Raw genomic sequence first — 25,594 nt, 5'->3', positions numbered from 1 at the left:
CCGGCGGGGGCTGGCGGCCCCCCGTCCGGCAGGGCAGCCCCCGGCAGCAGGGCTGACCGCCGTCGGGCGAAGGTGACGGCGGTCGGGCGTGTCGGGGCCGGACAGCGGTGAGGGGCGGATGCCATGCGGCATCCGCCCCTCACCGATCAGGCGTATGTCTCAGTGCCCCTGTTCGTCGCGGCGGCGCTGCCACCGCTCCTCGATGCGGTCCATCATCGAGCGGCGCTGACGGCCCTGACGGCGGCCGGGGGCCGCTCCGCCCTCTCCCGCGCCCCGTTCCCGCCGCTCACCCGGCTTGGGCGCCTTGCGCCAGCCGGTCACCGCGAGCACGGCACAGCCGAGCATGACGAGGAACCCCACCACGCTGACCCAGATCTGCTGGACAGCCACGCCGACCATGAGGAGCGCGATGCCCACCAGAAAACCAGCGACCGCCTGGTAGACCCGTCGCCGGGTGTACGTGCGCAGGCCGCTACCCTCAAGCGCTGTCGCGAACTTGGGATCTTCGGCGTACAGCGCTCGCTCCATCTGCTCGAGCATGCGCTGCTCGTGCTCCGAGAGCGGCACAGAGTCCTCCTACTCGTCGGTCGCGGGGGTGCGACCGGGTGCGACCCTTTCAGGATAGGCAGGGAATCGCCCCCGTGAAACCCGCCCCTCTGCGCCAATTCACCCACCGGTACCGCTCTGGTGGACAGTGGCGCTGAAACCTGCATTCCCCACCCGCCGATCCGCCATGCCGAGCGGCGTCTCCTGATCATACGGGGCGAGGGCGCGCGACGGGCGTCCTGTGGCCGACGCCACCGGCTCCGACCTGCGGCGCGCGCCGGGCGTTGGGGGTGGTCAGCCGCGCTCGGCGAGGACGTGGAGCTGGGTCGCGATGGCGTGGAAGGCGGGCAGCTCCGCCGCGGCCGCCTCCAGTCGCAGCAGCGCGTCCGCGGCTCCGGGCTCGGTGTCCACCAGCACGCCGGGCACCAGGTCGGCGAAGACCCGTACGCCGTGCACCGCGCCCACCTCCAGCCCGGTCGCGGTGACCAGCTCGGACAGCTGCTCGGCGGTGAAGCGGCGCGGGACCGGGTCGCCCTTGCCCCAGCGGCCCGCGGGGTCGGTCAGGGCGTGCTGGGCCTCGGTGAAGTGACCGGCCAGCGCACGGGCGAGCACGGCGCCGCCGAGCCCGGCGGCCAGCAGGCTGAGGGTGCCTGCGGGACGGAGCGCGGCCACGGCGTTGCGCACGCCCTCGGCCGGGTCGTCCACGTACTCCAGCACGCCGTGGCACAGCACCGCGTCGTACTGGGCGCGCTCCACGACGTCGAAGAGTCCGTGGACATCGCCCTGGACGCCGCGCACCCGATCGGCGACCCCGGCCTCCGCGGCCCGGCGCTCCAGCGCGAACAGCGCGTTCGGGCTGGGGTCGACCACGGTGACGCGGTGCCCGAGCCGGGCTACGGGGACGGCGAACTTGCCGGTGCCGCCCCCGGTGTCCAGGACGTCCAGGACTCCCCCGGACGCCGGATCCGCGCTCTTGGTCCGGCGGTCCAGGGCCTCTTGGAGGACCTCCCACACCACGGCGGTACGGAGGGACGCACGGGGGCGCAGCGGGTCTGACACAGCGGATGGCTCCTCGGCGCGGCGTCGGCACCGCTTGCGGCGGTGACGGCGAGTGACTGACGTCGACGCCACCAGCCTATTGCCTCGCCGGTGGGCCGATGGTGCACGGGCCGCCCCGGTGGTTCCTCTCGCTCAGCCCTTCTTCCCCCCCTCCCCCCATCGGTCGCCGTGGGAGCGCGGGTTGCGGGACCAGCATCCGTTCGACGATGCGCAGGAACATGCCGACCGCGCGCAGCAGGTCGTCGGCGTCCCGGCAGCCGGCCGCGCCGGGTATGCCCGCCTCCGCGCGGGCCCGGCGCTCTGCCCCGGCGGCGAACAGGGCGCTCCATTCGGTCAGTTCCGGCGCGACCTCCGGCAGCACCTCCCAGGCGCTGCGGATCCGGGCGCGGCGGCGGGCGGAGGGCTCGGGGCGGCCGCGGACGGCGAGCACGGCGGCCGCGGTGCGCAGGGCGGCCAGGTGGGCGGTGGCGAAGCGCTCATTGGCGGTTTCGAGCAGAGCGGCTTCCTCCAGGCCCTGACGGGCCTGGGCGAGAAGGTCGAGCGCGGCGGGTGGGGCCGCGGACCGGCGCAGGACGGGGTGGACGTCGTCCGCGGGTCCGGTCAACGAAGGGGCGGGGCCGGCGGCACGGTGCCGGCGCGCTGCGGCGGTCCTGGCCATGACGAACCTCCTGTCGTCGCGAGGCGGACCCGCCGGTCGATGACGTGGCCGCCGTCTGTCCTCATCGTCGGGCACCCCACTGACAATCGGCTCTGACCTGCGCAAACACCTCGCCCGAAAGGCCCCCTCGCGAAGCCTGGGCGCCGTGCTGCATAATTCTTTTGAACTGACTAGTCAGTTCAAAAGCCAACCAGAACGCTCCGAGACCGGGAGGGCTTCGTGGACACCACCCCGCCGAAGGACACCGCGCGCGGAGCGGCGGTCCGGGCCGAGGGGCTCGGCGTCGAAGGAGCGCGCGGCTGGGCGTTCCGCCACCTCGACCTCGCCGCGGAGCCCGGCGCGCTGATCGCCGTGACCGGCCCATCCGGCTCGGGCCGCACCTGCGCGCTGCTCGCGCTCACGGGCCGTATGCGCATCTCCGCCGGACACGCCGAGGTCGCCGGGTTGCGACTGCCCCGACACATGTCCGCGGTCCGGCGGATCTCCGCGCTCGCCCACGTACCCGGGGTCAGCGAGCTGGATCCGGCCCTGACCGTCGCCGAGCACCTGCGCGAACGCGCCCTGCTGGACCGCAGATTCAGCGGTTCGCCGCTCACCCTGCTGCGGCCGCGCCGCGAGAGGGCGGCCAAGGCCAGGGCACGGATCGATGCGGCCCTGAATGCCTCCGGTCTGGATGTGGAAGAGCTGCCCAAGGGGCTGCGTACATCCGTACGCGACCTGGAACGCCTGGAGACGCTGCGGCTCTCGGTGGGACTGGCGCTGATCGGTCGGCCCCGGCTGCTCGCCGTCGACGACGTCGACCTGAAGCTCTCGGACGCCGAGCGCGAACAGGCGTGGGCGATGCTGCGCGCCGTCGCGGCGGACGGCGTCACCGTCCTCGCCGTGTGCAGCCAGGCTCCCGAGCAAGCGGTCGTCGTCTCGACCGACGAGCGGCCGAAGGCGGACGACGAGGCCGAGACCGCCACCGAGACCGACAAGGAGGGGGCCGACGATGCGGGCACCGAAGCTGGCCGCGCTTGAGCTGAGGCGCTTCGGCAGGGGAAGGATGCCGCGCGCCGCGCTTGTCGCCCTGCTCCTCCTGCCGCTGCTGTACGGCGCGCTCTACCTGTGGTCCTTCTGGGACCCGTACTCCCGGCTGGACAAGATCCCGGTCGCGCTCGTCAACGCCGACCGGGGCGCCACCGTGCAGGGCCACAAGCTCACCGCGGGGGACGACATCGCCCGGAAGCTCCTCGACAGCGACACCTTCGAGTGGCACGAGACCAGCGACGCCGAGGCCCGCTCGGGCGTGGAGGACGGCACGTACTACCTCTCCCTGACCATGCCCGCCGACTTCAGCGAGCGGATCGCCTCCAGTTCCGGCGGCGACCCCGAGACGGGCGCGCTGCGGGTGCGGACCAACGACGCCAACAACTACATCGTCAGCCAGATCTCCCGGACGGTGTTCTCCGAGGTGCGCGCGGCCGCGTCCACCAAGGCGTCCCGGGGCTTCTACGACAACATCTTCATCTCCTTCTCCGACATCCACGGCGAGACTGTGAAGGCCGCCAAGGGCGCCGACACGATCGACAAGGGCATCGGCGACGCCAAGAAGGGAACGGAGAGCCTCACCAAGGGGCTGGCCAAGGCCAAGAAGGGCAGCAGTGCCCTCAAGACCGGCGTGACCAAGCTCGACAACGGTGCGAAGACGCTGGAGACAGGGGCCGGGGAGCTCGCCGAGGGGACCCAGGCCCTGGCGGACAAGGCGGTCCAAGTCTCCGCGAAGGTACGGCCGTTCCTCAAGGAGCACGGAAAGGAGATCGGGCAGGTCTCGCAGCTCGTCGCCGACGCCGCCGAGAAGGCGTCCGACGATCTGGACAAGCTCCCCGAGGCCGCCGCCACCGCGGCGACCAAGGCCCGCGCGGCGTCCGACACGCTCGCCGCCGACTACAAGCTGCGCTGTACGGACGCCACCCTCCCCGCGGCCGACTGCCCGGCGTTGAAGAAGGCCGCCGACGCGGCCGACACCGCCGCCGATGTGGCTCAGAGCGTGAACACCCTGGTGAAGAACCACACCACCGATCTGGAGACGCTCGGCGGCCGCCTGGACGACCTGCACACCAAGGCCCTCTGGCTGGCCGGGAAGGCCCCGAACCTCGCCGGGGACCTGGACACCGCCGTGGCGAAGATCAAGGCGCTCAACACGGGCGCCCACAAGGTCGCCGCCGGCGCGAAGACCCTCCATACGGGCCTGACCACCGCCAAGAGCGGCGCGTCCACCCTGGACACGGGCATCGGCACGGCCCACGAGGGCGCGAACACCCTCGACGGCGGTCTGTTCAAGCTGGCCGACGGCTCCGGGAAGCTGGCGGGCGGTCTCCACAAGGGCGCCGGGAAGATCCCGGACTACGGCAAGCGGGACCGGGACGCGCGGACCGAGGTCATGGCCGACCCGGTCAGGCTCGCCTCCCAGTCGTTGCACAAGGCGCCCAACTACGGCACCGGATTCGCGCCGTACTTCATCCCGCTGTCCCTGTGGGTGGGCGCGATGGTGGGCTACATGCTGATCCAGCCGCTCAACCGGCGCGCACTGGCCGTGGGCGCCTCCGCCTGGCGGGTCGCGCTGGCGGGCTGGCTGCCGGTCGCCGCGATCGGTGCGCTCCAGGCGACGCTGCTGCTGTCGGTCCTGCACTGGTCCTCGCTGGGCCTGCACATGGCCAGGGCCGCGGGCACGGTCGGCTTCCTGGTGCTGGTCACCGCCTGTTTCGCCGCCATCGTGCAGTGGCTGAACGCCCAGTTCGGCCCGGCCGGGCGGATCCTGGTCCTCGTCCTGCTGATGCTCCAGCTGACCTCGGCGGGCGGTACCTACCCGGTGCAGACCAGCCCCGCCTTCTTCAACGCCCTGCATCCGTTCCTGCCGATGACGTACGTCGTCGCGGGGCTGCGGCGGCTGATCACCGGCGGCGGTATCGGCCCGGTGTGGGAAGCGTGCACCGTGCTGACCGCCTTCACGGTGGCGGCGCTCGCGCTCACCGCCTGGTCAGCCCGGCGCAAGCAGGTGTGGTCCCTCGACCGGCTGCATCCGGAGCTGAGCCTGTGACCGGCACCGGGCCCCGCATCGGGCCGGGGAACGGGTCCCGCAGCAGGTCCGGGGAGCTGTCCTCGGCCCGGTCGGCAGAGGGGCACGGGACCGGAACGGCCCGTTCAGCGGGCAGAATCGTCCCTATGGACAGCAGCAGTACACGCCGCCAGGCCACCCGGCGCAAGCTCTTCGAAGCGGCGGTCACGCTCATCGCCGAGAAGGGGTTCTCCGCCACGACGGTCGATGAGATCGCCGATCGCGCGGGGGTGGCGAAAGGCACGGTCTATTACAACTTCGCCAGCAAGACCGTGCTCTTCGAGGAGTTGCTGCGCCACGGCATCGAGCTGCTCACCGACTCGCTCCAGAACGCCGCCGACGAGACCGCCGAGCGCGGCGGCAGCCATGTGGACGCGCTCGACGCGATGATCCGGGCCGGACTGGACTTCATCTCCCGCTATCCGTCGCTGACCCAGCTGTACGTCGCGGAGCTGTGGCGCACCAATCGAGCCTGGCAGTCCACCCTCATGATCGTCCGGCAGCGCGCCATCGCGGTCATCGAGGCCGTGCTGCGCGAGGCCGTGGCCGCCGGTGAGCTGAGCGAGGAGATCGACATTCCGCTGACCGCGTCCGCGCTGTTCGGCATGGTGCTGGTCGCCGCGCTGGACTGGCAGTCGTATCAGCCGGAGCGCTCGATCGACGACGTGCACGCCGCGCTGTCACGGCTGCTTCAAGGGAGGGTCAGCGGCCGCCCGCTGCCGCAGAACGCTCCGTAGCCGACGACCGCCGCCCGCACGTGACGGCGCTGTTCCGGCGCGGCTCGATCCCCCTCGATCCGCACCGGAACAGCGCTTCCCCCGATTTTCTCTCCCCCGTTGCTTCCCCCGGTTTTACTTCCCCCGTTGCTTCCCCCGTCGTACGCCCACCGTCGGAGCCCCCATAGCTCCTTCCGGCGGGCGTCTCCCCCGGTTCGTCAGGAACTCCGCGCCGTTCCGCAGCCCCGTGTCGGCGGTTCCGGCGCGGCGTCCCTTCCGTGGCCACCACTCTTCCGTGCCGGCCGGTGGCGGCCCATCCGCGCGGCTACTCATCTGGGTACCTGAGTACGCGTACTCAGCCGTGAGGTGAGATCACCAGGGGCGGGTCCCGGTGCCGACCCCAGGTGCCGGGCGGCGTTGTCAGTGGCTGCGGATAAAGTCGCAGGCATGGCACGGATTGCGGTGATCGGCGCCGGGATGGGCGCGATGGCGGCCGCCGCCCGGCTGGCCGTCGCGGGCCACCGGGTGGCGGTGTACGAGCGCGGGCGGACCCACGGCGGCAGCGTCGGACGCCTGGCGCGGGACGGTTTCGTCTTCGACACCGGCCCCGGACTGCTCCACCTCCCGGCGGTCTACCGCGACCTGTTCATCAAGACCGGCAAGGAGAGCCTGGAGAGCTGCGTCGAGCTCTCCCAGGTGGACCCGGCCAGCCGGCATGTCTTTCCCGACGGAACGGATCTGCGGCTGCCCAACGCGTCACGCGCCGGAGTCGTCCGGGCCCTGGACGAGGCCTTCGGCGCGGGCTCGGGCGAGCGCTGGGGCGACCTGGTCAACCGGGCGCGCGAGGCGTGGGACGCCACCCGCAGACCGCTGCTGGAGGAGCCGCTGCGCACCGACCGGCAGGCGCTGGAGCACGATCCGTATCCGGCGGTGGCCCGGCGCGGCTGGCTGCGCCTGGGCCGCGGCGCGCAGCCCGGGACCCTGGCGCGGATCGCCTCGCGTGAACTGCGGGACGCGGGCCCGGTCGCCCTGCTGGAGAGTTACGCGCTGGCGTACGGCCTGGACCCGCGCACCGCGCCCGCGAGCGCCACTGTGCTGCCGTATCTGGAGCAGACCTTCGGCAGCTGGTACGCGCTCGGGGGGATGCGCGCGCTGGCCGACGCGCTGTACGAGCGCTGCCGGGCGCGGAAGGTGGAGTTCTCCTTCGGCGCCGAGGTCGCGGCGATCGTCGAGAAGGACGGGCGGGCGGCGGGTCTGACTCTGGCGGACGGGACACCGGTGGCCGCCGACGCCGTCGTGTGCGGCGTCGATCCGGCCGTGCTGCCGCGGCTGCTCGGCGGGGCGCGGGCCTGGCAGGACGGTGACGTCCAGCCGCCGGACGGCGGCTCCGCGAGCGGCGCGTCCGGCAGGCTCGTGGTGCTCCTGGCGCTGCGCGGGGCACGGCCGGGCGACACCGCTCACCGGACCGTGGTCCACGCGGCCGATCGCGGCGCCGAGCTCGCGTCCGTCTTCGGCGACGGTTCGGGGGAGGGGGCGGGGGCGGCCTGCCGGAGCAGGACCGTGACGGTGCTGCGCCCGGACGATCCGGGGACCCGCCCGGACGGGGAGCACGAGGCGGTCACCCTCACCGCGACCGTCGCCGCGCACGGGCCGGTGGACTGGTCGGACCCGGACATCGCGGGGCGGGAGGCGGACCGGATGGTGGCGGCCGCCGAAGCCGCGATACCGGGCCTGCGGGACCGCGTGCTGTGGCGGGAGGTGCGCACGCCGTACGACACGGCGGCGGACACGGGCGCGGAGGGCGGCGCGGTGCCCGCTCCCGCACTGGCCGGAGCGGGCGGCAGGCACCTGCGGCCCGCCAACCTCAGCCGGATACCGGGGCTCTATTTGGCGGGCGGCGGAGCACATCCGGGCGGCGGACTGGCCCACGCCGGGATGTCGGGCGCGATGGTGGCGGGTCTGATCGTCGAGGGTGCGGACTGGCGCGGCTCGCAGTGACGCCCTCGGGCCCGGGGCCTCGCCCCGGCCCACGGTCCGCGCCCCCGTAGTTCGCCGAGGAGTCCGTCCCCGGACTCCGTCCGGGACCCCCAGGAGCCGGCCCGTGGTGTCTCCCGCGCGAAGTCCGGGGAAGCTCGCGGACCTAGTAGCGGTGCTGCTCGTCGTAGCCGCCGTAGCCCTGCTGGTACGGGTAGGGCTGCGGGGGCTCGCCGTCGCGTTGCTGGGGGACCCAGGCGCCGTCCGCGGGCGCCGGATAGCCGTCCTGGGCGGCGGCGTAGTGGTCATCGGCCCCCGCGCCGTACTGCTGCTGCGCGTAAGGGTCGTAGGCCTGGTCGTATCCGCCGTACGGCTGCTGCTGGCCCTCGGCGTACGGGTCGGGGTAGGCGCCGTACCCGCCCGCCTCGGTGGCGTACGTGCCCGCCCCGGCGTCGTAGCCGTAGGAGCCTGTGGCGGCGTAGCCCTGCGTTCCGGCGCCGGTCAGCGGGTCCTGGCCGGCGTCCTGCCCGGCGGCCGGGGAGCCGTAACCGCCATAGGGGTCGCCGCCGTACGGAGCGGCGCCGTAGGAGTCGGCCCCGAAGGACTCACCGCCGTACGTGCCGCCGTAGGAGTCGTAGCCGCCGTAGCCGGGCTCCTGCGCCCCGTACGGCGGCTGCGCCGCGGCGGGCTCCGGGTCCCGGTACGCGGCGTACCCGCCGGTGTCGTCGTCGGGCAGCGGCTCCGGCTGGTACGTGGGCAGCGGCGGCTGCTGCGGGGCGGCGGGCGGCTCCTCCGGGGCGGCCGGCACCGCCTCCAGGTCCGAGACCTGGAGCGTCGGCTCGCTGACCGGCGGGGCCGAGGAGCGCCCGGCCCCGCCGCGCGGGAGGTTGATCGCCCAGCCGGCGGTGAAGCCGCGCCGGAAGGAGAGGGTCACATAGGTCTGGCCGACGGCGAAGGCCGCCGCGCCCGCCCCGATCACGATCACGTTCGAGAGGAGCACACCGGCCACCACACCGAGGAAGCCGGCGAACGCGACCAGCCGCCAGCGCAGCCGTGCCTTGTGCTGTAGCAGTACCTCGGCGAGCAGCCACAGCGCGACGACGCCGAACGCGATGTAGAGGACCGTCCAGCCCATCTGCGCCCCTCCCGGACGGCCGCCGTGCGCCGGCCGTCGTCATCCGGACCGCTGGTGCAGTCCGAGATTCTCGTAGATTTCCAGGGTCGCCGTGGAGTGGTTCAGGGTGATGAAGTGCAGCCCGGGGATCTCCTCGGCCATCAACCGCGCGCACAGATTCGTCGCGTAGTCGATTCCGACCGAGCGTACAGCGGCCGGGTCGTCCTGCACCGCGAGGATCCGCTCAGCCAGCTCGGGCGGGAACGCCGCGTTGCTGAGCTGGGCGAACCGCTCGATCTGGCGGACGTTGGTGACCGGCATGATCTCGGGGATGATCGGGGTGTCGCAGCCCGCCGCCGCCACCCGGTCGCGCAGCCGCAGATAGTCCTCCGCGTAGAAGAACATCTGCGTGATCGCGAAATCCGCGCCCGCCCGGCATTTGTCGACGAAGTGACCGACGTCGGTCTCCCAGTCCACCGAGCGCGGGTGCATTTCGGGGAATGCCGCGACACCGACGCAGAAGTCACCGGACTCCTTGATCAGCTGCACGAGTTCGGCGGCGTAGGTGACCCCGTCGGGGTGGCGCACCCATTCGCCCATCGGGTCGCCGGGCGGGTCGCCGCGCACCGCGAGCATGTTCCGGATCCCGGCGTCGGCGTACTGGCCGATGACGTTGCGCAGTTCCGCGACGGAGTGGTTCACGGCCGTGAGGTGCGCGACCGGGGTGAGCGTGGTGTCGGTGGCGATGCGCTCGGTGGCGCGCACCGTGCCCTCCCGCGAGGAGCCGCCCGCGCCGTAGGTCACGGACACGAACGTGGGTGAGACCGCCTCGATCCGGCGAATGGCGTTCCACAGGGTCCGTTCGCCTCTCTCGGTCTTCGGAGCGGCGAACTCGAACGAATACGACTGCTCGCCGGAGGCGAGCAGGTCACGCACCGTACGTGCGCGGTCTGTCCTGGTGGAAGCTGTCCCTAGGGCCATATCGGCAGGTTAGCCAGCGGGGTGGCGCAGGCACAGCCGACCAGAGCGATATGACCGCTTTGTCCGGCGGCTGTCCGAACTGCGGACTGTTCGCCGTCCATATTCGGCCACGTCACCCGTGCTCCCGTGTGCGGCGTCTCACATTCCGGACGGATCCGATGCCGCCCCGCGCACCCGCTTGGCCAGATCCGCGGCGGCGGCCCCCGGGTCGTCGGCCTCGGTGATCGCGCGCACCACGACCACCCGCCGCGCCCCGGCCGCGAGCACCTCGTCCAGATTGCCGGCGTCGATGCCGCCGATGGCGAACCAGGGGCGGGCGGGGGCGCGCTCCGCCGTGTACCGCACCAGCGAGAGGCCGGGGGCGTGCCGCCCCGGCTTGGTCGGGGTGGGCCAGCACGGACCGGTGCAGAAGTAGTCCACGCCGTCCTCGGAGATCGCCGCGTCCACCTCCGCCTCGGCGTGGGTGGAGCGGCCGATCAGCAGGTCCTCGCCGAGGACCGCACGGGCGGCCGGGACCGGCAGGTCCCCCTGGCCCAGGTGCAGCACGTCCGAGCCGATGGCGTGCGCGACGTCCGCCCGGTCGTTGACCGCCAGGAGCTTGCCGTGCCGCCGGCAGGCGTCGGCGAAGACGGCGAGGTGCGCCAGTTCCTCGCCCGCCTCCATGGCCTTGTCGCGCAGCTGGACGATGTCGACGCCGCCGGCGAGCACGGCGTCGAGGAACTCGGGCAGGTCACCCTGGCGCTTGCGCGCATCGGTGCACAGATACAGCCGGGCGTCGGCCAGCTGTCGGCGTGCTGCGTCGGCGGCAAGGGCCATGGGTGCGCTCCCCCCGGGTAGGCGGTGTACGGGCCGGGCGCCCCGGCCCGTACACCGGTGGGTTCTCAGGATCGGACGGCGGGCGGCCAGTGCTGGATCAGGTGCCCTGGTGCCGGATCAGACGGCGAGCGCCTGGGCACGGCGCTTCACCTCCGTGCCGCGATTCTCGCGCAGGGCCTGTGCGGGGGTGCCGGGCAGGGTCGGATCCGGAGTGAACAGCCACTCCAGCATCTCCTCGTCGCTGAAGCCGTCGTCCTTCAGCAGCGTCAGGGTCCCGGAGAGCCCCTTGACGACCTTTCCGTCTCCGATGAAGTCGGCGGGCACCTGGAGCACCCGGTTCTCGCCACGGCGCACGGCGATCAGCTGGCCTTCCTTGACCAGCTGCCGGACACGGGTCACCTCGACGTCCAGCCGTTCCGCGATGTCGGGAAGGGTGAGCCAGGCGGGCACGAGAGCATCGGTCTTTGCGTCAATCTCGGTCACGGGGCCAAGCCTGCCATCCGGGACTGACAACCGGCGAACGCTCCGCGGCCCCGGAGTCACTCCGCCGGCCGCCCCGCCGGGTCCCGACGGCGTCGCGCGGCGTGCCCCGCAGGAGCCGCCGGGCTCACAGCGCCGCGAGTTTGAGCGGAACTGACGCGTCCGCCGCCTTCGCCCGGTCGATCTCCGCGCCGCTCTCGATGAGCTTGCGGCCCTGCGCCAGGTCACGCGGTCGGCCCACCGCCAGCAGAGCGATCAGGGCGCCCTCCCGCAGCCAGCACACGCTCCACGCCGCACCGCTCGGGTCGCCGCGCCAGACCAGTTCGTCGGCGTCGGCGTGGTGGCCCACGTACTGCACGAACCGGCCGAACTGCTCGGACCAGAAGTACGGCACCGGGTCGTACACCGCGCCGACGAAGTTCGGCCGCTGCGAGCCGACCAGGTTGGCGGCCACGGTCCGCGGCCCCTGCAGCGCGTTGTCCCAGTGGTGCACCAGCAGCCGCCGGCCGTAGCGGGCGGACGGGAACGAGGCGCAGTCGCCCACGGCGTACACGTCGGGCGCCGAGGTCCGCAGCCGCTCGTCCGCGAGCACGGACCCGTCCGCGGCCAGTTCGATGCCCGAGCCGGCCAGCCAGCCGGTCGCGGGCCGGGCGCCGATGCCGACGAGTACCGCGTCCGCCCGCAGCCGCCGCCCTCCCCCGGGGCCTTCGGCCCGGGCGGCGCTCCCGGCCAGCAGCACACCGCCCTCCTCGACCGCGGCGACCCGCGTGCTGGTGATCAGCTCGGCGCCGCTGTCCAGGTACCAACCCGCCATGTACGCGGCGACCTCGGGCGGCAGCGCTCCGGCGAGCGGCCGCTCCGCGGCCTCGACGACCGTCACCGAGCAGCCCGCCTCGCGCGCCGCGGTGGCGAACTCCGCGCCGATCCAGCCCGCGCCGACCACCACGATGTCGTGTTGCGCGGCCAGGACCGGGCGCAACCGCTCCGCGTCGTCGAGGGTGCGCAGCAGATGGACGCCGGGCAGCTGCTCGGTGCCGGGCAGGGAGATCGGCTCGGCGCCGGTGGCGATCACCAGGTGGTCGTACGGCAGCGGACCGGCGTCCGTCCGCAGGCGCCGCCGCTCCAGGTCCACTCCGGTGGCCCGGCTGCCCAGTCGCAGCTCGACGCCGAGCGCCGCGAAGTCCACGTCGAACGTGGCGCCTTCGGCCTTGCCCAGCAGCAGCCCCTTGGACAGCGGCGGCCGGTCGTACGGCTGGTGGGGCTCGGCGCCCAGCAGCGTGATGGCGCCGGACCAGCCCTCCTCGCGCAGCGCGACGGCGGTCTGGACACCGGCCATCCCGGCGCCGGCGATCACGACACCCGGCCCGCCGCCGTCCGTCCCGGTCTGCTTCCGCTCGCTCAGCCCATCAGTCACCTGATCATCGTAGGTCGGCCGGAGCACCGCGCGAGGAGATCTCTGGCACATCGTCAGCTCCCCGGGAGGCTCCGCTCGCCCTTCCGGCCGATTCGGCGGGCGTACTAGGGTGTCGGCACACGCACTCGCGGGAGCCCGGACGCACCGGGCTGAGAGGGAGGCTGAGGCGGCCTCCGACCGTACGAACCTGATCCGGGTCATGCCGGCGAAGGGAGGGGCGAGAAAGCCCATGCACGCAACGGACAGACCGTACGACGTCCTCGTGGTCGGCGGCGGCATCATCGGCCTGGTCACGGCCTGGCGGTCGGCGCAGCGGGGGCTGCGCACGGCGGTGGCCGATCCGGCGCCCGGCGGCGGCGCCGCCCAGGTGGCGGCCGGGATGCTGGCCGCCGTCACCGAACTCCACTACGGCGAGGAGACGCTGCTCGGCCTCAATCTCGCCTCCGCGCGCCGCTACCCGGACTTCACGGCCGAGCTGGAGGAGGCGAGCGGCCAGGACACCGGTTTCCGCGCCTGCGGCACCCTCGCCGTCGCCCTCGACGCCGACGACCGCGCCCACCTGCGGGAGCTGCACGCACTCCAGCAGCACTGCGGGCTGGACGCGCGGTGGCTGAGCGGCCGCGAGTGCCGCCGTCTGGAGCCGATGCTGGCCCCCGGCGTCCAGGGCGGGCTGCGCGTGGACGGCGACCACCAGACCGATCCGCGGCGGCTGGCGGCGGCGCTGCTGACCGCGTGCCGGCGCGCGGGGGTCGTCTTCCACCTCGCGCGGGCGGACCGGGTCGAGATGAGCGGGGACGCCGTCACCGGGGCCGAGCTGGCCGACGGCACCCGTCTCGCCGCGGGCCAGACCGTGCTGGCCGCAGGCAGCCACAGCGGGCGGATCGCAGGGCTGCCGGAGGCGGTGCTGCCGCCGGTCCGCCCGGTCAAGGGCCAGGTGCTGCGGCTGCGGGTCCCCGCCGCGTACGGGCCGTTCCTGTCCCGGACGGTCCGGGCCGTGGTGCGCGGCGGACACGTCTACCTGGTGCCGCGGGAGAACGGCGAGCTGGTCGTCGGGGCCACCACCGAGGAACTGGGCTGGGACACCACCGTCACCGCGGGCGGCGTCTACGAGCTGCTGCGCGACGCCCACGAGCTGGTGCCCGGCATCACCGAGCTGCCGCTCACCGAGACCAGCGCCGGGCTGCGCCCCGGCTCCCCCGACAACGCCCCGCTGCTGGGCCCGACGGCTCTGCCGGGGCTGCATCTGGCCACCGGCCACCACCGCAACGGCGTCCTGCTCACCCCGGTCACCGGCGATGTGATGGCCGAGGTGCTGACCTCCGGGACGCTGCCCGAGCAGGCCCGCCCGTTCTCCCCGCAGCGCTTCCACGCCTCCCCCGCATCCGATCAGGAGCAGTCCGCATGACCGTCAGCGTCAACGGTGAGCCGCGCGAAATCCCCGACGGTCTCACCCTCGACCGGCTCGTGGCCACCTTCACCGCCGCCCCCAGCGGGGTCGCGGCAGCCGTCAACGAGACCGTCGTACCGCGCAGCCAGTGGCCCACCACCCGCCTCGGCGACGGCGACCGCGTCGAGGTCCTCACCGCGGTCCAGGGAGGCTGACCATGGCGGACGACCCCCTCACCATCGCCGGGACCGCTTTCGGCTCCCGGCTGATCATGGGTACGGGCGGGGCGCCGAGCCTCGATGTGCTGGAGCGGGCGCTGCTCGCGTCCGGAACCGAGCTGACGACCGTGGCCATGCGCCGCCTCGACCCGACCGTGCAGGGCTCGGTGCTGTCCGTGCTGGAGCGGCACGGCATCCGCGTGCTGCCGAACACCGCGGGCTGCTTCACCGCGGGTGAGGCGGTGCTGACCGCGCGGCTGGCCCGTGAGGCGCTGGGCACCGACTGGATCAAGCTGGAGGTGGTGGCGGACGAGCGGACCCTGCTGCCCGACCCGGTCGAGCTGCTGGACGCCGCCGAGACGCTGGTCGACGACGGGTTCACGGTCCTGCCGTACACCAACGACGACCCCGTGCTGGCCCGCAGGCTGGAGGAGGCCGGCTGTGCCGCGATCATGCCGCTGGGGTCGCCCATCGGCTCCGGTCTGGGCATCCGCAACCCGCACAACTTCCAGCTCATCACCGAGCGGGCGCGGGTCCCGGTGATCCTCGACGCGGGCGCCGGGACCGCCTCGGACGCCGCGCTGGCGATGGAGCTGGGCTGCGCGGCGGTGATGCTCGCCTCGGCGGTCACCCGGGCGCAGGAGCCGGTGCTGATGGCGGGAGCCATGCGGCACGCGGTCGAGGCGGGACGGCTGGCGTACCGCGCGGGCCGGATTCCGCGCCGGCACTTCGCGCACGCCTCGTCGCCGACCGAGGGCAGGGCGGACTTCGACCCGGAGCGCCCGGCGTTCTGACCGCGCCGCCGGGGGCCCGGTCCCCGGCCGTGGCCATGTCACCGTTCGGCTGCAGTACGGCGGCCTGGACCGGCGGGTAGATGGCCGGTGCGAGTCGGCTCGTAGACTGCGTTGTCGTGGATACGACCCTCCAGGACCCCTTGGTCGGGCAGGTGCTCGACGGCCGGTACCGCGTCGAGGCGCGGATCGCGGCCGGTGGCATGGCCACGGTCTACCGGACCGTGGACACCCGGCTGGACCGGGTGCTCGCCCTCAAGGTGATGCACCCCTCGCTCGCCGCCGACGCCGCCTTCGTCGAGCGCTTCATCCGCGAGGCCAAGTCCGTGGCGCGGCTCGCGCACCCCAACGTGGTGGGCGTCTACGACCAGGGCACCGACGGGACCTACGTCTATCTCGCGATGGAGTACGTCGCGGGGTGCACCCTGCGGGACGTGCTGCGCGAGCGCGGCGCCCTGCAGCCGCGCGCCGCACTGGACATCCTGGAGCCGGTGCTGGCCGCGCTCGGCGCCGCGCACCGCGCCGGGTTCGTGCACCGCGACATGAAGCCGGAGAACGTCCTCATCGGGGACGACGGCAGGGTCAAGGTCGCCGACTTCGGGCTGGCCCGCGCCGTGGACACCGCCACCAGCACCTCCACCGACTCGGTCATGGGCACCGTGTCGTATCTGGCGCCCGAGCAGATCGAGCACGGCACCGCCGACACCCGCGCGGACGTCTACGCCTGCGGTGTGGTCCTGTACGAGATGCTGACCGGCGCCAAGCCGCACGCGGGCGGCACCCCGGCGCAGGTCCTCTACCAGCACCTCCACGAGGACATCGCCCCGCCGTCCGCGGCGGTGCCGGGGCTCGCGCCCGAACTGGACGGCCTGGTGGCGGGCGCCACGGCCCGCGCCCCGGGGCTCCGCCCGGCCGACGCGGTCGAGCTGCTGGGGCTGGCCCGGGCCGCCCGCGCCGAGCTCACCGAGGCGCAGCTGGACCTCGTACCGCCGCGGGCGACCTCCGACACGCACGACAACTCCGAGGACCGTACGAGCGTCATCGCGCGCCCGGTGCCGATGGCGGCCGGGGCCGACAGGATGGAGCACACCAGCCGCCTGGAACTGCCGCCGGAGCCCCCCGCCCCGGCCCGGCGGGGCAGGCGCGGAGCCGGGCGCGGGCTGCCGCCGCGTCCGGTGCTGACGATGGTCGCCGCCGTGCTGCTGCTCCTCGGCATCGGCGCGGGCGTGTGGTACATCAACTCCGGCCAGTTCACCAAGGTCCCCGGCGTGATCGACATGACCGAGGCCAAGGCGAAGCAGAAGCTGCGCGACGAGGGCCTGGAGGTCAAGGTCGTCCGGGAGTTCAGCGACGTCACGGAGCGGGGCAAGGTCATCGGCACCAAGCCCGCGGTCGGCTCCCGGATCCGCGACACCGGAACCGTGACGATCAAGGTCTCCAAGGGGCGGCCGCGGACCGACGTGCCCAATGTCGTCGGCATGCCCCTCAGCGAGGCGCGCAAGCAGCTTCAGGACGCGGGGCTGAGCGTCGGCACCGTGACCCGGGCGTTCAGCGACGAGACCCCGCAGAACCAGGTGCTCGCCACCGACCCGCGCGCGGGCAGCACCCGCCGCCCGGGCACCGCCGTCGGCATCACCGTCAGCAAGGGCGAGAGGATCGAGATCCCGGACGTCATCGGCGAGTCGGTGGCGGACGCCGAGTCGGACCTGCGGGACGCGGGCTTCAAGGTCGAGTACGCCGAGGAGCAGGTGTTCTCCCAGGAGGACGCGGGCACGGTCGCCAAGCAGTCGCCGTCGGAGGGCGGCAAGGGCGCCAGGGGCGACACGATCACGCTGAGCATCTCCAAGGGCCCGCGGATGATCGAGGTGCCGGACGTCGAGGGTGACAACGTCGACGACGCCAAGAAGGAGCTGGAGGATCTGGGCTTCAAGGTCGAGGTGGACCGTCCGCTGCTGTTCCCCGGCGACGAGGTCAGCGGCCAGTCGGTGGAGGCGGGCGAGAAGGCCGCCGAGGGCAGCACGATCACCATCGAGGTCGACGGTGCCTTCTGAGCGTCCGGCGGGCACCGTGGACAGCGTGAACCGCGCCCGCAATCCGATCGGCGCCCATGTGCCGGTGGCCGCCCGCGGCCTGGCCGGCACGGGGCTGCCGTACGCCGCCGACATCGGCGCCGAGACCGTGCAGGTCTTCGTCGCCAACCCGCGCGGCTGGGCGACCCCGCCCGGCAACCCCGCCCAGGACGAGGAGTTCCGGGCCCGCTGCGCCGAGCGCTCGATCCCGGCGTACATCCACGCGCCGTACCTGATCAACTTCGGCTCGCACACCCCGGCCACGGCCGACAGCTCCGGGGTCTCGCTGCGCCACTCGCTGCGCCGCGGCCGGGCCATCGGCGCGCTGGGGGTCGTGGTGCACACCGGTTCCGCGACCGGAGGGCGGGACCGTGCCACCGCGCTCGCCCAGGTCCGCTCGCTGCTGCTGCCGCTGCTGGACGAGCTGGATCACGACGACGACCCGTGGCTGCTGCTGGAGCCGACCGCCGGGCAGGGCGCGTCCCTGTGCTCCGTGGTGGCGGATCTCGGCCCGTACTTCGACGCGTTGGACCGCCACCCGAAGCTGGGCGTCTGCCTCGACACCTGCCACGTCTTCGCGGCGGGCCACGATCTGGCGGGGCCCGGCGGGATGAAGCAGACCCTCGACGAGCTGGTGTCGGTGGTGGGCGAGGGCCGGCTGAAGCTGATCCACGCCAACGACTCCAAGGATGTCGCCGGTGCCCGCAAGGACCGGCACGAGAACATCGGCGCGGGGCACATCGGAGCCCAGCCGTTCCGTGAGCTGTTCCGGCATCCGGCGACGGCGGGCGTGCCGCTGGTGATCGAGACCCCGGGCCCCAAGGAGAACTACGCGGCCGACGTGGCCCGGCTCAAGGAGCTGCGCGACGGCTGAGGGCGGCCGGGGAACCGCGGGACGCGGCCGCCGCCCCGGGTGCCGGGTTACAGCTCGGGGCCGTCGCCCGGCTCCTCCTGATACGAGTACCGCTGCTCGCGCCAGGGGTCGCCGATGTTGTGGTAACCCCGCTCCTCCCAGAAGCCACGGCGGTCGGCGGTCATGTACTCAACGCCCCTGACCCACTTCGGGCCTTTCCAGGCGTACAGATGCGGGACGATCAGCCGCGCCGGGAAGCCGTGCTCGGCGGTGAGCGGCTCACCGTCCTTGTGGGTGGCGAAAATCGTGCGCTCGCCGGTGAAGTCCGCGAGCCGCAGATTGGCGCTGTAGCCGTACTCGGCCCAGACCATCACATGGGTGGCGGTGGGTGCGGGCGGCGCGAGTTCGGCGATCGTGCGGGCGGCCACACCGCCCCACTCCGCGCCCAGCATGCTGAATTTCGTGACGCAGTGCAGATCCGCCACGACCGTGGTGTACGGCAGCGCGGAGAACTCGTCGTGCGTCCAGGTGTGCTTGTCCCCGTCGGCGGTCGCACCGAAGACCCGGAACTCCCAGCGGTCCGGCTTGAACTTCGGGACCGGTCCGTAGTGCGTAACCGGCCAACCGCGCTGCAGCCGCTGCCCGGGAGGCAACAGTGCGAGCTCCCCCTCGCGGTGTTCCGACTGACCCATGGCTCCATGGTGTCAGACCGTGAGGGGTGGTCGTGACCAGCGCAGGACAGGGAGATTCTTCCTTTGAGGGTGGTGGTGGGAGACGGGAGGGCTATTCGGGCAAGCCGCACTAAGCGTGAACTTACTGGACTCTCCAGAGGGGGCGGTGCGACGATGCGCGCAATCTGCCGTTCCCCGCCTGGATTGGAAGGAGCCCCTCGATGCAGGGCGACCCCGAGGTCATCGAGTTCCTCAACGAGCAGCTCACCGGCGAGCTGACCGCGATCAACCAGTACTTCCTGCACGCCAAGATGCAGGAGAACCTGGGCTGGACCAAGCTCGCCGCGTACACCCGGCACGAGTCGTTCGACGAGATGAAGCACGCGGAGGTGCTCACCGACCGGATCCTGTTCCTGGACGGGCTGCCCAACTACCAGCGGCTCTTCCACGTCCGGATCGGCCAGACCCTCACCGAGATGTTCCAGGCCGACCGGCAGGTCGAGGTGGAGGCGATCGACCGGCTCAAGCGCGGCATCGAGGTGATGCGCGCCAAGGGGGACATCACCTCGGCCAACATCTTCGAGAGCATCCTGGCGGACGAGGAGCACCACATCGACTACCTCGACACCCAGCTGGAGCTCGTCGAGAAGCTCGGCGAGCCGCTCTACATCGCCCAGCTGATCGAGCAGACGACCCCGGGCAGCTGACGGTCCAGGTCAGGCGGCCCGGGAGGCGATCGGGACGGCCGGGGCCGGATCGGCGGCCAGCACGGCGGCGGACTCCCCCTGGTCGAGCAGCTCGCGGCGGGGGCACGCGCCCCGGCCGAGCAGCGCCTGGATACGGCGGACACACGAGCCGCAGTCCGTGCCCGCCTTGCACGCGCCGGCTATCTGGCGAGGGGTGCAGGCACCGGAGGCCGCATGCTCTTGCACCTGCTTCTCGGTGATGCCGAAGCATGAGCAGACGTACACGCGGTGCTCCTGGATGGACCGGATGATCAGTAAGGTTAACCTCACCTTACCCTCACTGGCCGCCGGGCAAAAGTGCGACGGGGCGCGGATCGCTGTGATCCGCGCCCCACCCACGTCAGGTCCTCACTGGTCCCGGTACATCTCCGCGACCAGGAACGCCAGGTCCAGGGACTGGCTGCGGTTCAGCCGCGGGTCGCACGCCGTCTCATAGCGCTGGTGCAGATCGTCGACGAAGATCTCGTCGCCGCCGCCCACGCACTCGGTGACGTCGTCACCGGTCAGCTCCACGTGGATGCCGCCCGGGTGGGTGCCCAGGCTCTTGTGCACCTCGAAGAAGCCCTTGACCTCGTCCAGCACGTCGTCGAAACGCCGCGTCTTGTGCCCGGAGGCCGCCTCGAAGGTGTTGCCGTGCATCGGGTCGCAGATCCACACGACCTGGGCGCCCGACGCGCTGACCTTCTCCACCAGGTTCGGCAGCCGGTCGCGGATCTTGTCCGCGCCCATCCGCGTGATGAAGGTCAGCCGGCCCGGCTCGCGGTCCGGGTCCAGCCGGTCGATCAGCGTCAGCGCGTCCTCCGGGGTGGTGGTCGGGCCGAGCTTCACCCCGATCGGGTTGCGGATCCGGGAGGCGAACTCGATGTGCGCCCCGTCCAGCTGCCGGGTGCGCTCACCGATCCACACCATGTGCCCGGAGACGTCGTACAGCTGCCCGGTGCGCGAGTCGGTGCGGGTCAGCGCCGACTCGTAGTCGAGGATCAGCGCCTCGTGCGAGGAGTAGAACTCGACGGTCTTGAACTCCTCCGGGTCCACCCCGCAGGCGTTCATGAAGTTCAGCGCCCGGTCGATCTCGCGGGCCAGCGCCTCGTAGCGCTGACCGGACGGGGAGGACTTCACGAAGTCCTGGTTCCAGGCGTGCACCTGGCGCAGGTCCGCGTAGCCACCGGTGGTGAAGGCGCGCACCAGGTTCAGCGTCGACGCCGACGCCTGGTACATCCGCTTCAGCCGCTGCGGGTCCGGGATCCGGGCCTCGGCGGTGAACTCGAAGCCGTTGACGGAGTCGCCCCGGTAGGTGGGCAGCGTCACGCCGTCGCGGGTCTCGGTCGGCTTCGAGCGCGGCTTGCTGTACTGCCCGGCGATCCGGCCCACCTTCACCACCGGGACGGACCCGGCGTAGGTGAGCACGGCGCCCATCTGGAGCAGCGTCTTGAGCTTGTTGCGGATCTGGTCGGCACCGACGGCGTCGAAGGCCTCGGCGCAGTCGCCGCCCTGGAGCAGGAACGCCTCACCGCGCGCGACAGCTCCCAGCCGGGCGCGCAGCTGGTCGCACTCGCCCGCGAAGACGAGCGGCGGATAGGACTCGAGCTCGGCGATCACATCGCGCAGAGCCTCTTGGTCCGGCCAGTCGGGCTGCTGCGCCGCGGGAAGGGAGCGCCAGGTGTTGCCACCGGCGTGGGTTTCGGCATTCACGGTCACGCTGCCAACAGTAAGGGGTCCCGGTGCCCGTTCAGCCGGATGCCCAATGGGTGAGACAACTCGTCCATTCGGCGTGGCCCGTTGCGCCGCGGGGTCGGGTAGGGTGCGGGGCATGTTCGCGCGACTGACCATGGACTGGTGGTGGACCGCTCATCCGGCGGCCCACTGATCGCGCTTGCACCAAGACACCGCGAAGGCCGCCGAGGGGCGGCCTTCGGCATTTGCGCGGGCCGTTTCCCTCCTCCCGGAAGGAACCCCGCACATGCACCACGACACCGCCGCCGTCGTGCGACGGCTGCTCTCCGCCGACTGCCCGCCCTTCGCCCTGCTGCGCCGCCGCGCGCCCGGCCACCCGGACGACATCGTCGAGGTGCTGGTCGGACCGGTGAGCGAGGTGGAGCGGCTGGCCGACATCCCGCTGCCGGTCGGCGCCCCCGCCGACGGGGCGTCCAGTGACGCCCTGGCGCTGGTCCCGTTCCGGCAGATCCGCGAGCGCGGCTTCGACGCGTACGACGACGGCACGCCGCTGGCGGTGCTGCGCCCCGAGGAGAGGTACGAACTGCCGCTGGCGGAGGTGCTGGCGGCACTGCCCGGCCACCGGGTACAGGTCGAGGGCGGCTCGTTCGACGTGGACGACGCGGAGTACGCCGAGGTCGTCAGGCGGGTCGTCGAGGACGAGATCGGCACCGGCGAGGGCGCCAACTTCGTGATCCGGAGGACCTTCGAGGGGCGGATCCCCGGGTTCTCGGCGGCCGACGCGCTGGCGCTGTTCCGCCGATTGCTGGCCGGTGAGCGCGGGGCCTACTGGACGTACGTGGTGCACCTGGGCGACCGGACGCTGGTGGGGGCCAGCCCGGAGGTCCATGTCCGGATGACCGGGAGGACCGTGGTGATGAACCCGATCAGCGGCACCTACCGCTATCCGCGCGACGGGGCGAGCGTGGCCGGGCTGCTGGAGTTCCTGCACGACCGCAAGGAGGTGGAGGAACTGTCCATGGTCGTGGACGAGGAGCTGAAGATGATGTGCACCGTCGGCGACATGGGCGGGGCGGTCGTCGGCCCCCGGCTGAAGGAGATGGCGCACCTGGCGCACACCGAGTACGAGCTGCGCGGCCGGTCGTCGCTGGACGTGCGGGAGGTGCTGCGGGAGACGATGTTCGCGGCGACGGTCACCGGGTCGCCGGTGCAGAACGCGTGCCGGGTGATCGAGCGGTACGAGCCCGTCGGGCCGGACGGTGCGGGCCGGGGCTACTACGCGGGTGCCCTGGCGCTGCTGGGCCGCGACGCGGGCGGAGCGCAGACCCTGGACTCGCCCATCCTGATCCGCACCGCCGACATCGACGGCGACGGGCGGCTGCGGGTGCCGGTGGGCGCGACGCTGGTGCGCCACTCCGACCCGTACGGCGAGGTCGCCGAGACGCACGCCAAGGCCGCGGGGGTACTCGCCGCGCTGGGCGTGGCGGACGTCCCGGCGCGGCCCGCCCCGGCCGTGCCGACCCCGCTCGCGGACGATCCGCGGGTCCAGGCCGCACTGGCCGCCCGGCGCGCGGACCTGGCCCCGTTCTGGCTGCGGATGCAGACCCCCGACGCGTCCGCCCGGCTGTCGGGGCACGCGCTGGTGGTGGACGGCGAGGACACGTTCACCGCGATGCTGGCGCATCTGCTGCGCACGTCGGGTCTGGCGGTCACGGTGCGGCGCTTCGACGAGCCGGGCGTACGGGAGGCCGCGCTGGCGCACCGGGGCCCGGTGGTGCTGGGGCCGGGCCCGGGTGATCCGTCGCAGGCCGGGGACCCGAAGATGCGGCTGTTGCGCGGGCTCGCGGCGGACCTGTTGCGCGGGCACCGGCAAGGTCTGCTGGGGGTGTGCCTCGGACACGAGCTGATCGCGGCGGAGCTCGGCCTGGACATCGTCCGCAAGGCGGTGCCGTTCCAGGGCGCGCAGGAGCGGATCGACTTCTTCGGGCGTGAGGAGACGGTGGGCTTCTACAACACGTTTGCCGCGCGGTGCGGTGAGGCTGTGGCCGAGGAGCTGGGCCTGCGGGGGGTGGAGGTGAGCCGGGACGCGGTGACGGGCGACGTCCACGCGCTGCGGGGGCCGGGGTTCGCGGGCGTCCAGTTCCACCCCGAGTCGGTCCTCACGATGAACGGTTCGGCCATCGTCGCCGAGCTGCTCGCAGCCGTACGCGTGTAACCTCCGGCCGGTTTGTGGGCAGTCGTCCGCCAGGGGCGGAACGGGTGGGCACAAACCGGCCCGCACCCGGCGACGGTGCGCCACCCCCCGCCGGGCATGGCCGCTCGTGCGCGGGTGCGGGCCGGTGGCCGGTTTGTGCCCACCCTCCCCCAGCTACCGCTGGGAGGTGCCCCCATCGCCCCGCGGAACGTATGCCCACAAACCGGTGGGCGGCGGGGCTGGGCCACGTCCCAAAGGTCAGGGTGGGTGGGTGGGATCCGTCAGCCGAAGAAGACGCCGGCTTCGGCGTACAAGGACGGGTCCACCGTCTTCAGCGTCGCCGTGGCCTCCGCCAGCGGCACCCGGACGATGTCCGTGCCCCGCAGCGCGACCATGACGCCGAAGTCCTCGTCCCGTACGGCGTCGATGGCGTGCAGTCCGAAGCGGGTGGCCAGCCAGCGGTCGAAGGCGCTGGGGGTGCCGCCGCGCTGGACATGGCCCAGGACGGTCGTCCGGGCCTCCTTGCCCGTGCGCTTCTCGATCTCCTTCGCCAGCCACTCGCCGATGCCGGAGAGCCGGACATGGCCGAAGGAATCGAGGGTCCCGTCCTTCAGGACCGCGTCGCCGTCCTTGGGCATGGCGCCCTCGGCGACGACCACGATCGGCGCATACCGGATCTTGAACCGCGATGTCACCCAGTCGCAGATCTGGTCGACGTCGAAGCGCTGTTCGGGGATGAGGATGACGTTGGCGCCGCCGGCGAGGCCCGAGTGCAGGGCGATCCACCCCGCGTGCCGGCCCATCACCTCCACCACCAGGACGCGCATGTGCGACTCGGCGGTGGTGTGCAGGCGGTCGATAGCCTCGGTGGCGATGTTGACGGCCGTGTCGAAGCCGAAGGTGTAGTCGGTGGCGGACAGGTCGTTGTCAATGGTCTTGGGGACGCCGACGCAGCGGACTCCGTACTCGTCGCTGAGCCGCGCCGCGACGCCGAGCGTGTCCTCGCCGCCGATCGCGATCAGCGCGTCGACCTCGTGCTTGACGAGGTTCTCCTTGATCTTGCGGATGCCGTCCTCGACCTTGAGGGGGTTGGTCCGCGACGATCCCAGGATCGTGCCGCCGCGCGGCAGGATGCCGCGCACCGCCTGGATGTCGAGGGTCACGGTGTCGCCTTCGAGGGGACCGCGCCAGCCGTCCCGGAAGCCGGTGAAGCCATAGCCGTACTCCTGCACGCCCTTGCGGACAGCGGCGCGGATGACCGCGTTGAGCCCGGGGCAGTCACCGCCGCCGGTCAGTACTCCGACCCGCATCGCATCTTCCCTTCTCCCGTGCGGTATCCCGTAAGGACCCGATTCGTGGTCACGCTAACGGTGATCCAGGTCACACGGGATGGGGTGGGAGGTGAATTCCACCGGGAGTCAAGGGAGTTGTGCGGAGGGGTTCACCCGGAAGAGTCGAGGCCGCGCTCGATCGCGTACCGCACCAGCTCCACACGGTTGTGCAACTGGAGTTTGCCCAGGGTGTTCTGCACATGGTTCTGCACGGTGCGGTGCGAGATGACCAACCGCTCGGCGATCTGCTTGTACGACAGCCCCTTGGCGACCAGGCGCAGCACCTCGGTCTCCCGCTCGGTCAGCTGGGGGACGTCGGGCTCGCCGGAGGCGGCGGGCGCGGGCTGGCCGGCCAGCCGCCGGTACTCGCCGAGGACCAGACCGGCCAGGCCCGGGGTGAACACCGCGTCGCCGGCGGCCGTCCGGCGCACCGCGTCGAGCAGCTCCTCCGTACTGGACGACTTCAGCAGATAGCCGGTGGCGCCGGACTTCACCGCCTCCAGGACGTCGGCGTGCTCGCCACTCGCGGAGAGCACCAGCACCCGCAGGCCGGCGTCGGCGGCCACCAGCTCCTTGCAGACCTGGACGCCGGGCAGCCCGGGCAGATTGAGGTCGAGGACGAGGACGTCGGGCTCGGCCGCCTTGGCCCGGCGCACCGCCTGCGGGCCGTCACCGGCCGTGGCCACCACGTCGAAACCCGCCTCGGCCAGATCGCGGGCGACCGCGTCCCGCCACATCGGGTGGTCGTCGACCACCATCACCGTCACGGCCCGGTCGGTCCGGTCCTCCGGCGTACCGCTCATCG

25 protein-coding genes and 1 riboswitch are annotated in these 25,594 nt (G+C 72.6%); of the genes, 12 read left to right on the top strand and 13 right to left on the bottom strand.

Features of this window, described 5'->3' with window-relative positions; translation table 11 throughout:
- Positions 1-159: 159 nt before the first annotated feature.
- The 3 genes from ACQUSR_RS25180 to ACQUSR_RS25170 all read right to left on the bottom strand — a co-directional run bounded on the left by ACQUSR_RS25180 (position 160) and on the right by ACQUSR_RS25170 (position 2,263).
- Positions 160-567, bottom strand: coding sequence for a DUF3040 domain-containing protein (locus ACQUSR_RS25180; protein WP_431044885.1), 408 nt, complete (start codon positions 565-567; stop codon positions 160-162).
- Positions 568-840: 273 nt separating this feature from the next.
- Positions 841-1,605 (bottom strand): methyltransferase, encoded by a 765-nt coding sequence (locus ACQUSR_RS25175; protein WP_431044884.1) that lies wholly within the window; start codon positions 1,603-1,605, stop codon positions 841-843.
- A gap of 76 nt (positions 1,606-1,681) precedes the next feature.
- Complete coding sequence (locus ACQUSR_RS25170) at positions 1,682-2,263, bottom strand: SAV_6107 family HEPN domain-containing protein (RefSeq protein WP_431044883.1); 582 nt, start codon at positions 2,261-2,263, stop codon at positions 1,682-1,684.
- A 219-nt stretch (positions 2,264-2,482) separates the two neighbouring features.
- Here ACQUSR_RS25170 and ACQUSR_RS25165 point away from each other — a divergent pair, with 219 nt between their 5' ends.
- From ACQUSR_RS25165 to ACQUSR_RS25150, 4 genes are all read left to right on the top strand, one after another.
- Positions 2,483-3,283, top strand: a complete 801-nt coding sequence (locus ACQUSR_RS25165) for an ATP-binding cassette domain-containing protein (RefSeq protein ID WP_431044882.1) — start codon at positions 2,483-2,485, stop codon at positions 3,281-3,283.
- Complete coding sequence (locus ACQUSR_RS25160; protein WP_431044881.1) at positions 3,255-5,342, top strand: YhgE/Pip family protein; 2,088 nt, start codon at positions 3,255-3,257, stop codon at positions 5,340-5,342. The genes ACQUSR_RS25165 and ACQUSR_RS25160 overlap by 29 nt, the downstream gene beginning before the upstream one ends.
- Before the next feature lie 125 nt (positions 5,343-5,467).
- Entirely contained in the window at positions 5,468-6,097 is a 630-nt protein-coding gene (locus ACQUSR_RS25155; protein ID WP_431044880.1) for a TetR/AcrR family transcriptional regulator, read from the top strand.
- A gap of 426 nt (positions 6,098-6,523) precedes the next feature.
- A complete protein-coding gene (locus ACQUSR_RS25150; protein WP_431044879.1) occupies positions 6,524-8,074 on the top strand; it encodes a phytoene desaturase family protein in 1,551 nt (516 codons plus the stop codon).
- A gap of 142 nt (positions 8,075-8,216) precedes the next feature.
- Here ACQUSR_RS25150 and ACQUSR_RS25145 read toward each other — a convergent pair whose 3' ends face one another.
- The 5 genes from ACQUSR_RS25145 to ACQUSR_RS25125 form a co-directional block, all read right to left on the bottom strand.
- The gene (locus tag ACQUSR_RS25145) at positions 8,217-9,185 is read right to left on the bottom strand and encodes a hypothetical protein (protein WP_431044878.1); all 969 of its coding nucleotides are present in this window, start codon (positions 9,183-9,185) and stop codon (positions 8,217-8,219) included.
- Between the two features lie 39 nt (positions 9,186-9,224).
- Positions 9,225-10,145 carry a methylenetetrahydrofolate reductase [NAD(P)H] gene (gene metF / locus ACQUSR_RS25140; RefSeq protein WP_431044877.1) on the bottom strand — a complete coding sequence of 307 codons (921 nt, stop codon included), beginning with the start codon at positions 10,143-10,145 and terminating at the stop codon, positions 9,225-9,227.
- A gap of 138 nt (positions 10,146-10,283) precedes the next feature.
- Positions 10,284-10,961: a thiamine phosphate synthase gene (thiE, locus tag ACQUSR_RS25135; RefSeq protein ID WP_431044876.1), complete on the bottom strand. Its 678-nt coding sequence runs from the start codon at positions 10,959-10,961 to the stop codon at positions 10,284-10,286.
- Positions 10,962-11,078: 117 nt separating this feature from the next.
- Positions 11,079-11,444 (bottom strand): Rv2175c family DNA-binding protein, encoded by a 366-nt coding sequence (locus ACQUSR_RS25130; RefSeq protein WP_431044875.1) that lies wholly within the window; start codon positions 11,442-11,444, stop codon positions 11,079-11,081.
- A gap of 124 nt (positions 11,445-11,568) precedes the next feature.
- Complete coding sequence (locus ACQUSR_RS25125; RefSeq protein ID WP_431047827.1) at positions 11,569-12,777, bottom strand: NAD(P)/FAD-dependent oxidoreductase; 1,209 nt, start codon at positions 12,775-12,777, stop codon at positions 11,569-11,571.
- Between the two features lie 195 nt (positions 12,778-12,972).
- Positions 12,973-13,087: riboswitch (TPP riboswitch) on the top strand.
- Between ACQUSR_RS25125 and thiO the strand changes: the two genes are divergently transcribed.
- The 5 genes from thiO to ACQUSR_RS25100 all read left to right on the top strand — a co-directional run bounded on the left by thiO (position 13,085) and on the right by ACQUSR_RS25100 (position 18,194).
- Positions 13,085-14,260 (top strand): glycine oxidase ThiO, encoded by a 1,176-nt coding sequence (thiO, locus tag ACQUSR_RS25120; RefSeq protein WP_431044874.1) that lies wholly within the window; start codon positions 13,085-13,087, stop codon positions 14,258-14,260. Its footprint overlaps the riboswitch before it by 3 nt.
- A complete protein-coding gene (gene thiS / locus ACQUSR_RS25115) occupies positions 14,257-14,457 on the top strand; it encodes a sulfur carrier protein ThiS (RefSeq protein WP_431044873.1) in 201 nt (66 codons plus the stop codon). The genes thiO and thiS overlap by 4 nt, the downstream gene beginning before the upstream one ends.
- Before the next feature lie 2 nt (positions 14,458-14,459).
- Positions 14,460-15,254 carry a thiazole synthase gene (locus ACQUSR_RS25110; RefSeq protein WP_431044872.1) on the top strand — a complete coding sequence of 265 codons (795 nt, stop codon included), beginning with the start codon at positions 14,460-14,462 and terminating at the stop codon, positions 15,252-15,254.
- A 116-nt stretch (positions 15,255-15,370) separates the two neighbouring features.
- Entirely contained in the window at positions 15,371-17,302 is a 1,932-nt protein-coding gene (gene pknB, locus ACQUSR_RS25105; RefSeq protein ID WP_431044871.1) for a Stk1 family PASTA domain-containing Ser/Thr kinase, read from the top strand.
- Positions 17,303-17,318: 16 nt separating this feature from the next.
- The gene (locus tag ACQUSR_RS25100) at positions 17,319-18,194 is read left to right on the top strand and encodes a deoxyribonuclease IV (protein ID WP_431047826.1); all 876 of its coding nucleotides are present in this window, start codon (positions 17,319-17,321) and stop codon (positions 18,192-18,194) included.
- A gap of 47 nt (positions 18,195-18,241) precedes the next feature.
- Here ACQUSR_RS25100 and ACQUSR_RS25095 read toward each other — a convergent pair whose 3' ends face one another.
- Positions 18,242-18,865, bottom strand: coding sequence for a sulfite oxidase-like oxidoreductase (locus ACQUSR_RS25095; protein WP_431044870.1), 624 nt, complete (start codon positions 18,863-18,865; stop codon positions 18,242-18,244).
- Positions 18,866-19,065: 200 nt separating this feature from the next.
- Here ACQUSR_RS25095 and bfr point away from each other — a divergent pair, with 200 nt between their 5' ends.
- A complete protein-coding gene (gene bfr, locus ACQUSR_RS25090; RefSeq protein WP_431044869.1) occupies positions 19,066-19,551 on the top strand; it encodes a bacterioferritin in 486 nt (161 codons plus the stop codon).
- A gap of 9 nt (positions 19,552-19,560) precedes the next feature.
- Here bfr and ACQUSR_RS25085 read toward each other — a convergent pair whose 3' ends face one another.
- Positions 19,561-19,815, bottom strand: a complete 255-nt coding sequence (locus tag ACQUSR_RS25085; RefSeq protein WP_431044868.1) for a (2Fe-2S)-binding protein — start codon at positions 19,813-19,815, stop codon at positions 19,561-19,563.
- 123 nt (positions 19,816-19,938) lie between these two features.
- The gene (locus ACQUSR_RS25080) at positions 19,939-21,288 is read right to left on the bottom strand and encodes a class II 3-deoxy-7-phosphoheptulonate synthase (protein ID WP_431044867.1); all 1,350 of its coding nucleotides are present in this window, start codon (positions 21,286-21,288) and stop codon (positions 19,939-19,941) included.
- Positions 21,289-21,334: 46 nt separating this feature from the next.
- Here ACQUSR_RS25080 and ACQUSR_RS25075 point away from each other — a divergent pair, with 46 nt between their 5' ends.
- Positions 21,335-21,457: a trp operon leader peptide gene (locus ACQUSR_RS25075; RefSeq protein WP_431044866.1), complete on the top strand. Its 123-nt coding sequence runs from the start codon at positions 21,335-21,337 to the stop codon at positions 21,455-21,457.
- A 93-nt stretch (positions 21,458-21,550) separates the two neighbouring features.
- Complete coding sequence (locus tag ACQUSR_RS25070) at positions 21,551-23,479, top strand: anthranilate synthase family protein (protein WP_431044865.1); 1,929 nt, start codon at positions 21,551-21,553, stop codon at positions 23,477-23,479.
- Between the two features lie 260 nt (positions 23,480-23,739).
- Here ACQUSR_RS25070 and ACQUSR_RS25065 read toward each other — a convergent pair whose 3' ends face one another.
- Positions 23,740-24,768, bottom strand: coding sequence for a 6-phosphofructokinase (locus ACQUSR_RS25065; protein WP_431044864.1), 1,029 nt, complete (start codon positions 24,766-24,768; stop codon positions 23,740-23,742).
- A 131-nt stretch (positions 24,769-24,899) separates the two neighbouring features.
- The gene (locus ACQUSR_RS25060; protein ID WP_431044863.1) at positions 24,900-25,592 is read right to left on the bottom strand and encodes a response regulator; all 693 of its coding nucleotides are present in this window, start codon (positions 25,590-25,592) and stop codon (positions 24,900-24,902) included.
- Positions 25,593-25,594: the final 2 nt, after the last annotated feature.

Origin of the sequence: Streptomyces sp. P1-3 (assembly GCF_050613155.1) — a bacterium.
Lineage (GTDB): Bacteria > Actinomycetota > Actinomycetes > Streptomycetales > Streptomycetaceae > Streptomyces.
This window is presented reverse-complemented; position numbering and strand designations above follow the sequence as displayed.

Bases quoted from the DNA above. Each gene is read 5' to 3' on its own strand.
- ACQUSR_RS25170 (WP_431044883.1), bottom strand. From the start codon at position 2,263: ATGGCCAGGACCGCCGCAGCGCGCCGGCACCGTGCCGCCGGCCCCGCC.
- ACQUSR_RS25160 (WP_431044881.1), top strand. From the start codon at position 3,255: ATGCGGGCACCGAAGCTGGCCGCGCTTGAGCTGAGGCGCTTCGGCAGG.
- ACQUSR_RS25155 (WP_431044880.1), top strand. From the start codon at position 5,468: ATGGACAGCAGCAGTACACGCCGCCAGGCCACCCGGCGCAAGCTCTTC.
- ACQUSR_RS25150 (WP_431044879.1), top strand. From the start codon at position 6,524: ATGGCACGGATTGCGGTGATCGGCGCCGGGATGGGCGCGATGGCGGCC.
- ACQUSR_RS25145 (WP_431044878.1), bottom strand. From the start codon at position 9,185: ATGGGCTGGACGGTCCTCTACATCGCGTTCGGCGTCGTCGCGCTGTGG.
- metF (WP_431044877.1), bottom strand. From the start codon at position 10,145: ATGGCCCTAGGGACAGCTTCCACCAGGACAGACCGCGCACGTACGGTG.
- thiE (WP_431044876.1), bottom strand. From the start codon at position 10,961: ATGGCCCTTGCCGCCGACGCAGCACGCCGACAGCTGGCCGACGCCCGG.
- ACQUSR_RS25125 (WP_431047827.1), bottom strand. From the start codon at position 12,777: ATGGCCGGTGTCCAGACCGCCGTCGCGCTGCGCGAGGAGGGCTGGTCC.
- thiO (WP_431044874.1), top strand. From the start codon at position 13,085: ATGCACGCAACGGACAGACCGTACGACGTCCTCGTGGTCGGCGGCGGC.
- thiS (WP_431044873.1), top strand. From the start codon at position 14,257: ATGACCGTCAGCGTCAACGGTGAGCCGCGCGAAATCCCCGACGGTCTC.
- ACQUSR_RS25110 (WP_431044872.1), top strand. From the start codon at position 14,460: ATGGCGGACGACCCCCTCACCATCGCCGGGACCGCTTTCGGCTCCCGG.
- ACQUSR_RS25095 (WP_431044870.1), bottom strand. From the start codon at position 18,865: ATGGGTCAGTCGGAACACCGCGAGGGGGAGCTCGCACTGTTGCCTCCC.
- bfr (WP_431044869.1), top strand. From the start codon at position 19,066: ATGCAGGGCGACCCCGAGGTCATCGAGTTCCTCAACGAGCAGCTCACC.
- ACQUSR_RS25075 (WP_431044866.1), top strand. From the start codon at position 21,335: ATGGGTGAGACAACTCGTCCATTCGGCGTGGCCCGTTGCGCCGCGGGG.
- ACQUSR_RS25070 (WP_431044865.1), top strand. From the start codon at position 21,551: ATGCACCACGACACCGCCGCCGTCGTGCGACGGCTGCTCTCCGCCGAC.
- ACQUSR_RS25065 (WP_431044864.1), bottom strand. From the start codon at position 24,768: ATGCGGGTCGGAGTACTGACCGGCGGCGGTGACTGCCCCGGGCTCAAC.
- ACQUSR_RS25060 (WP_431044863.1), bottom strand. From the start codon at position 25,592: ATGAGCGGTACGCCGGAGGACCGGACCGACCGGGCCGTGACGGTGATG.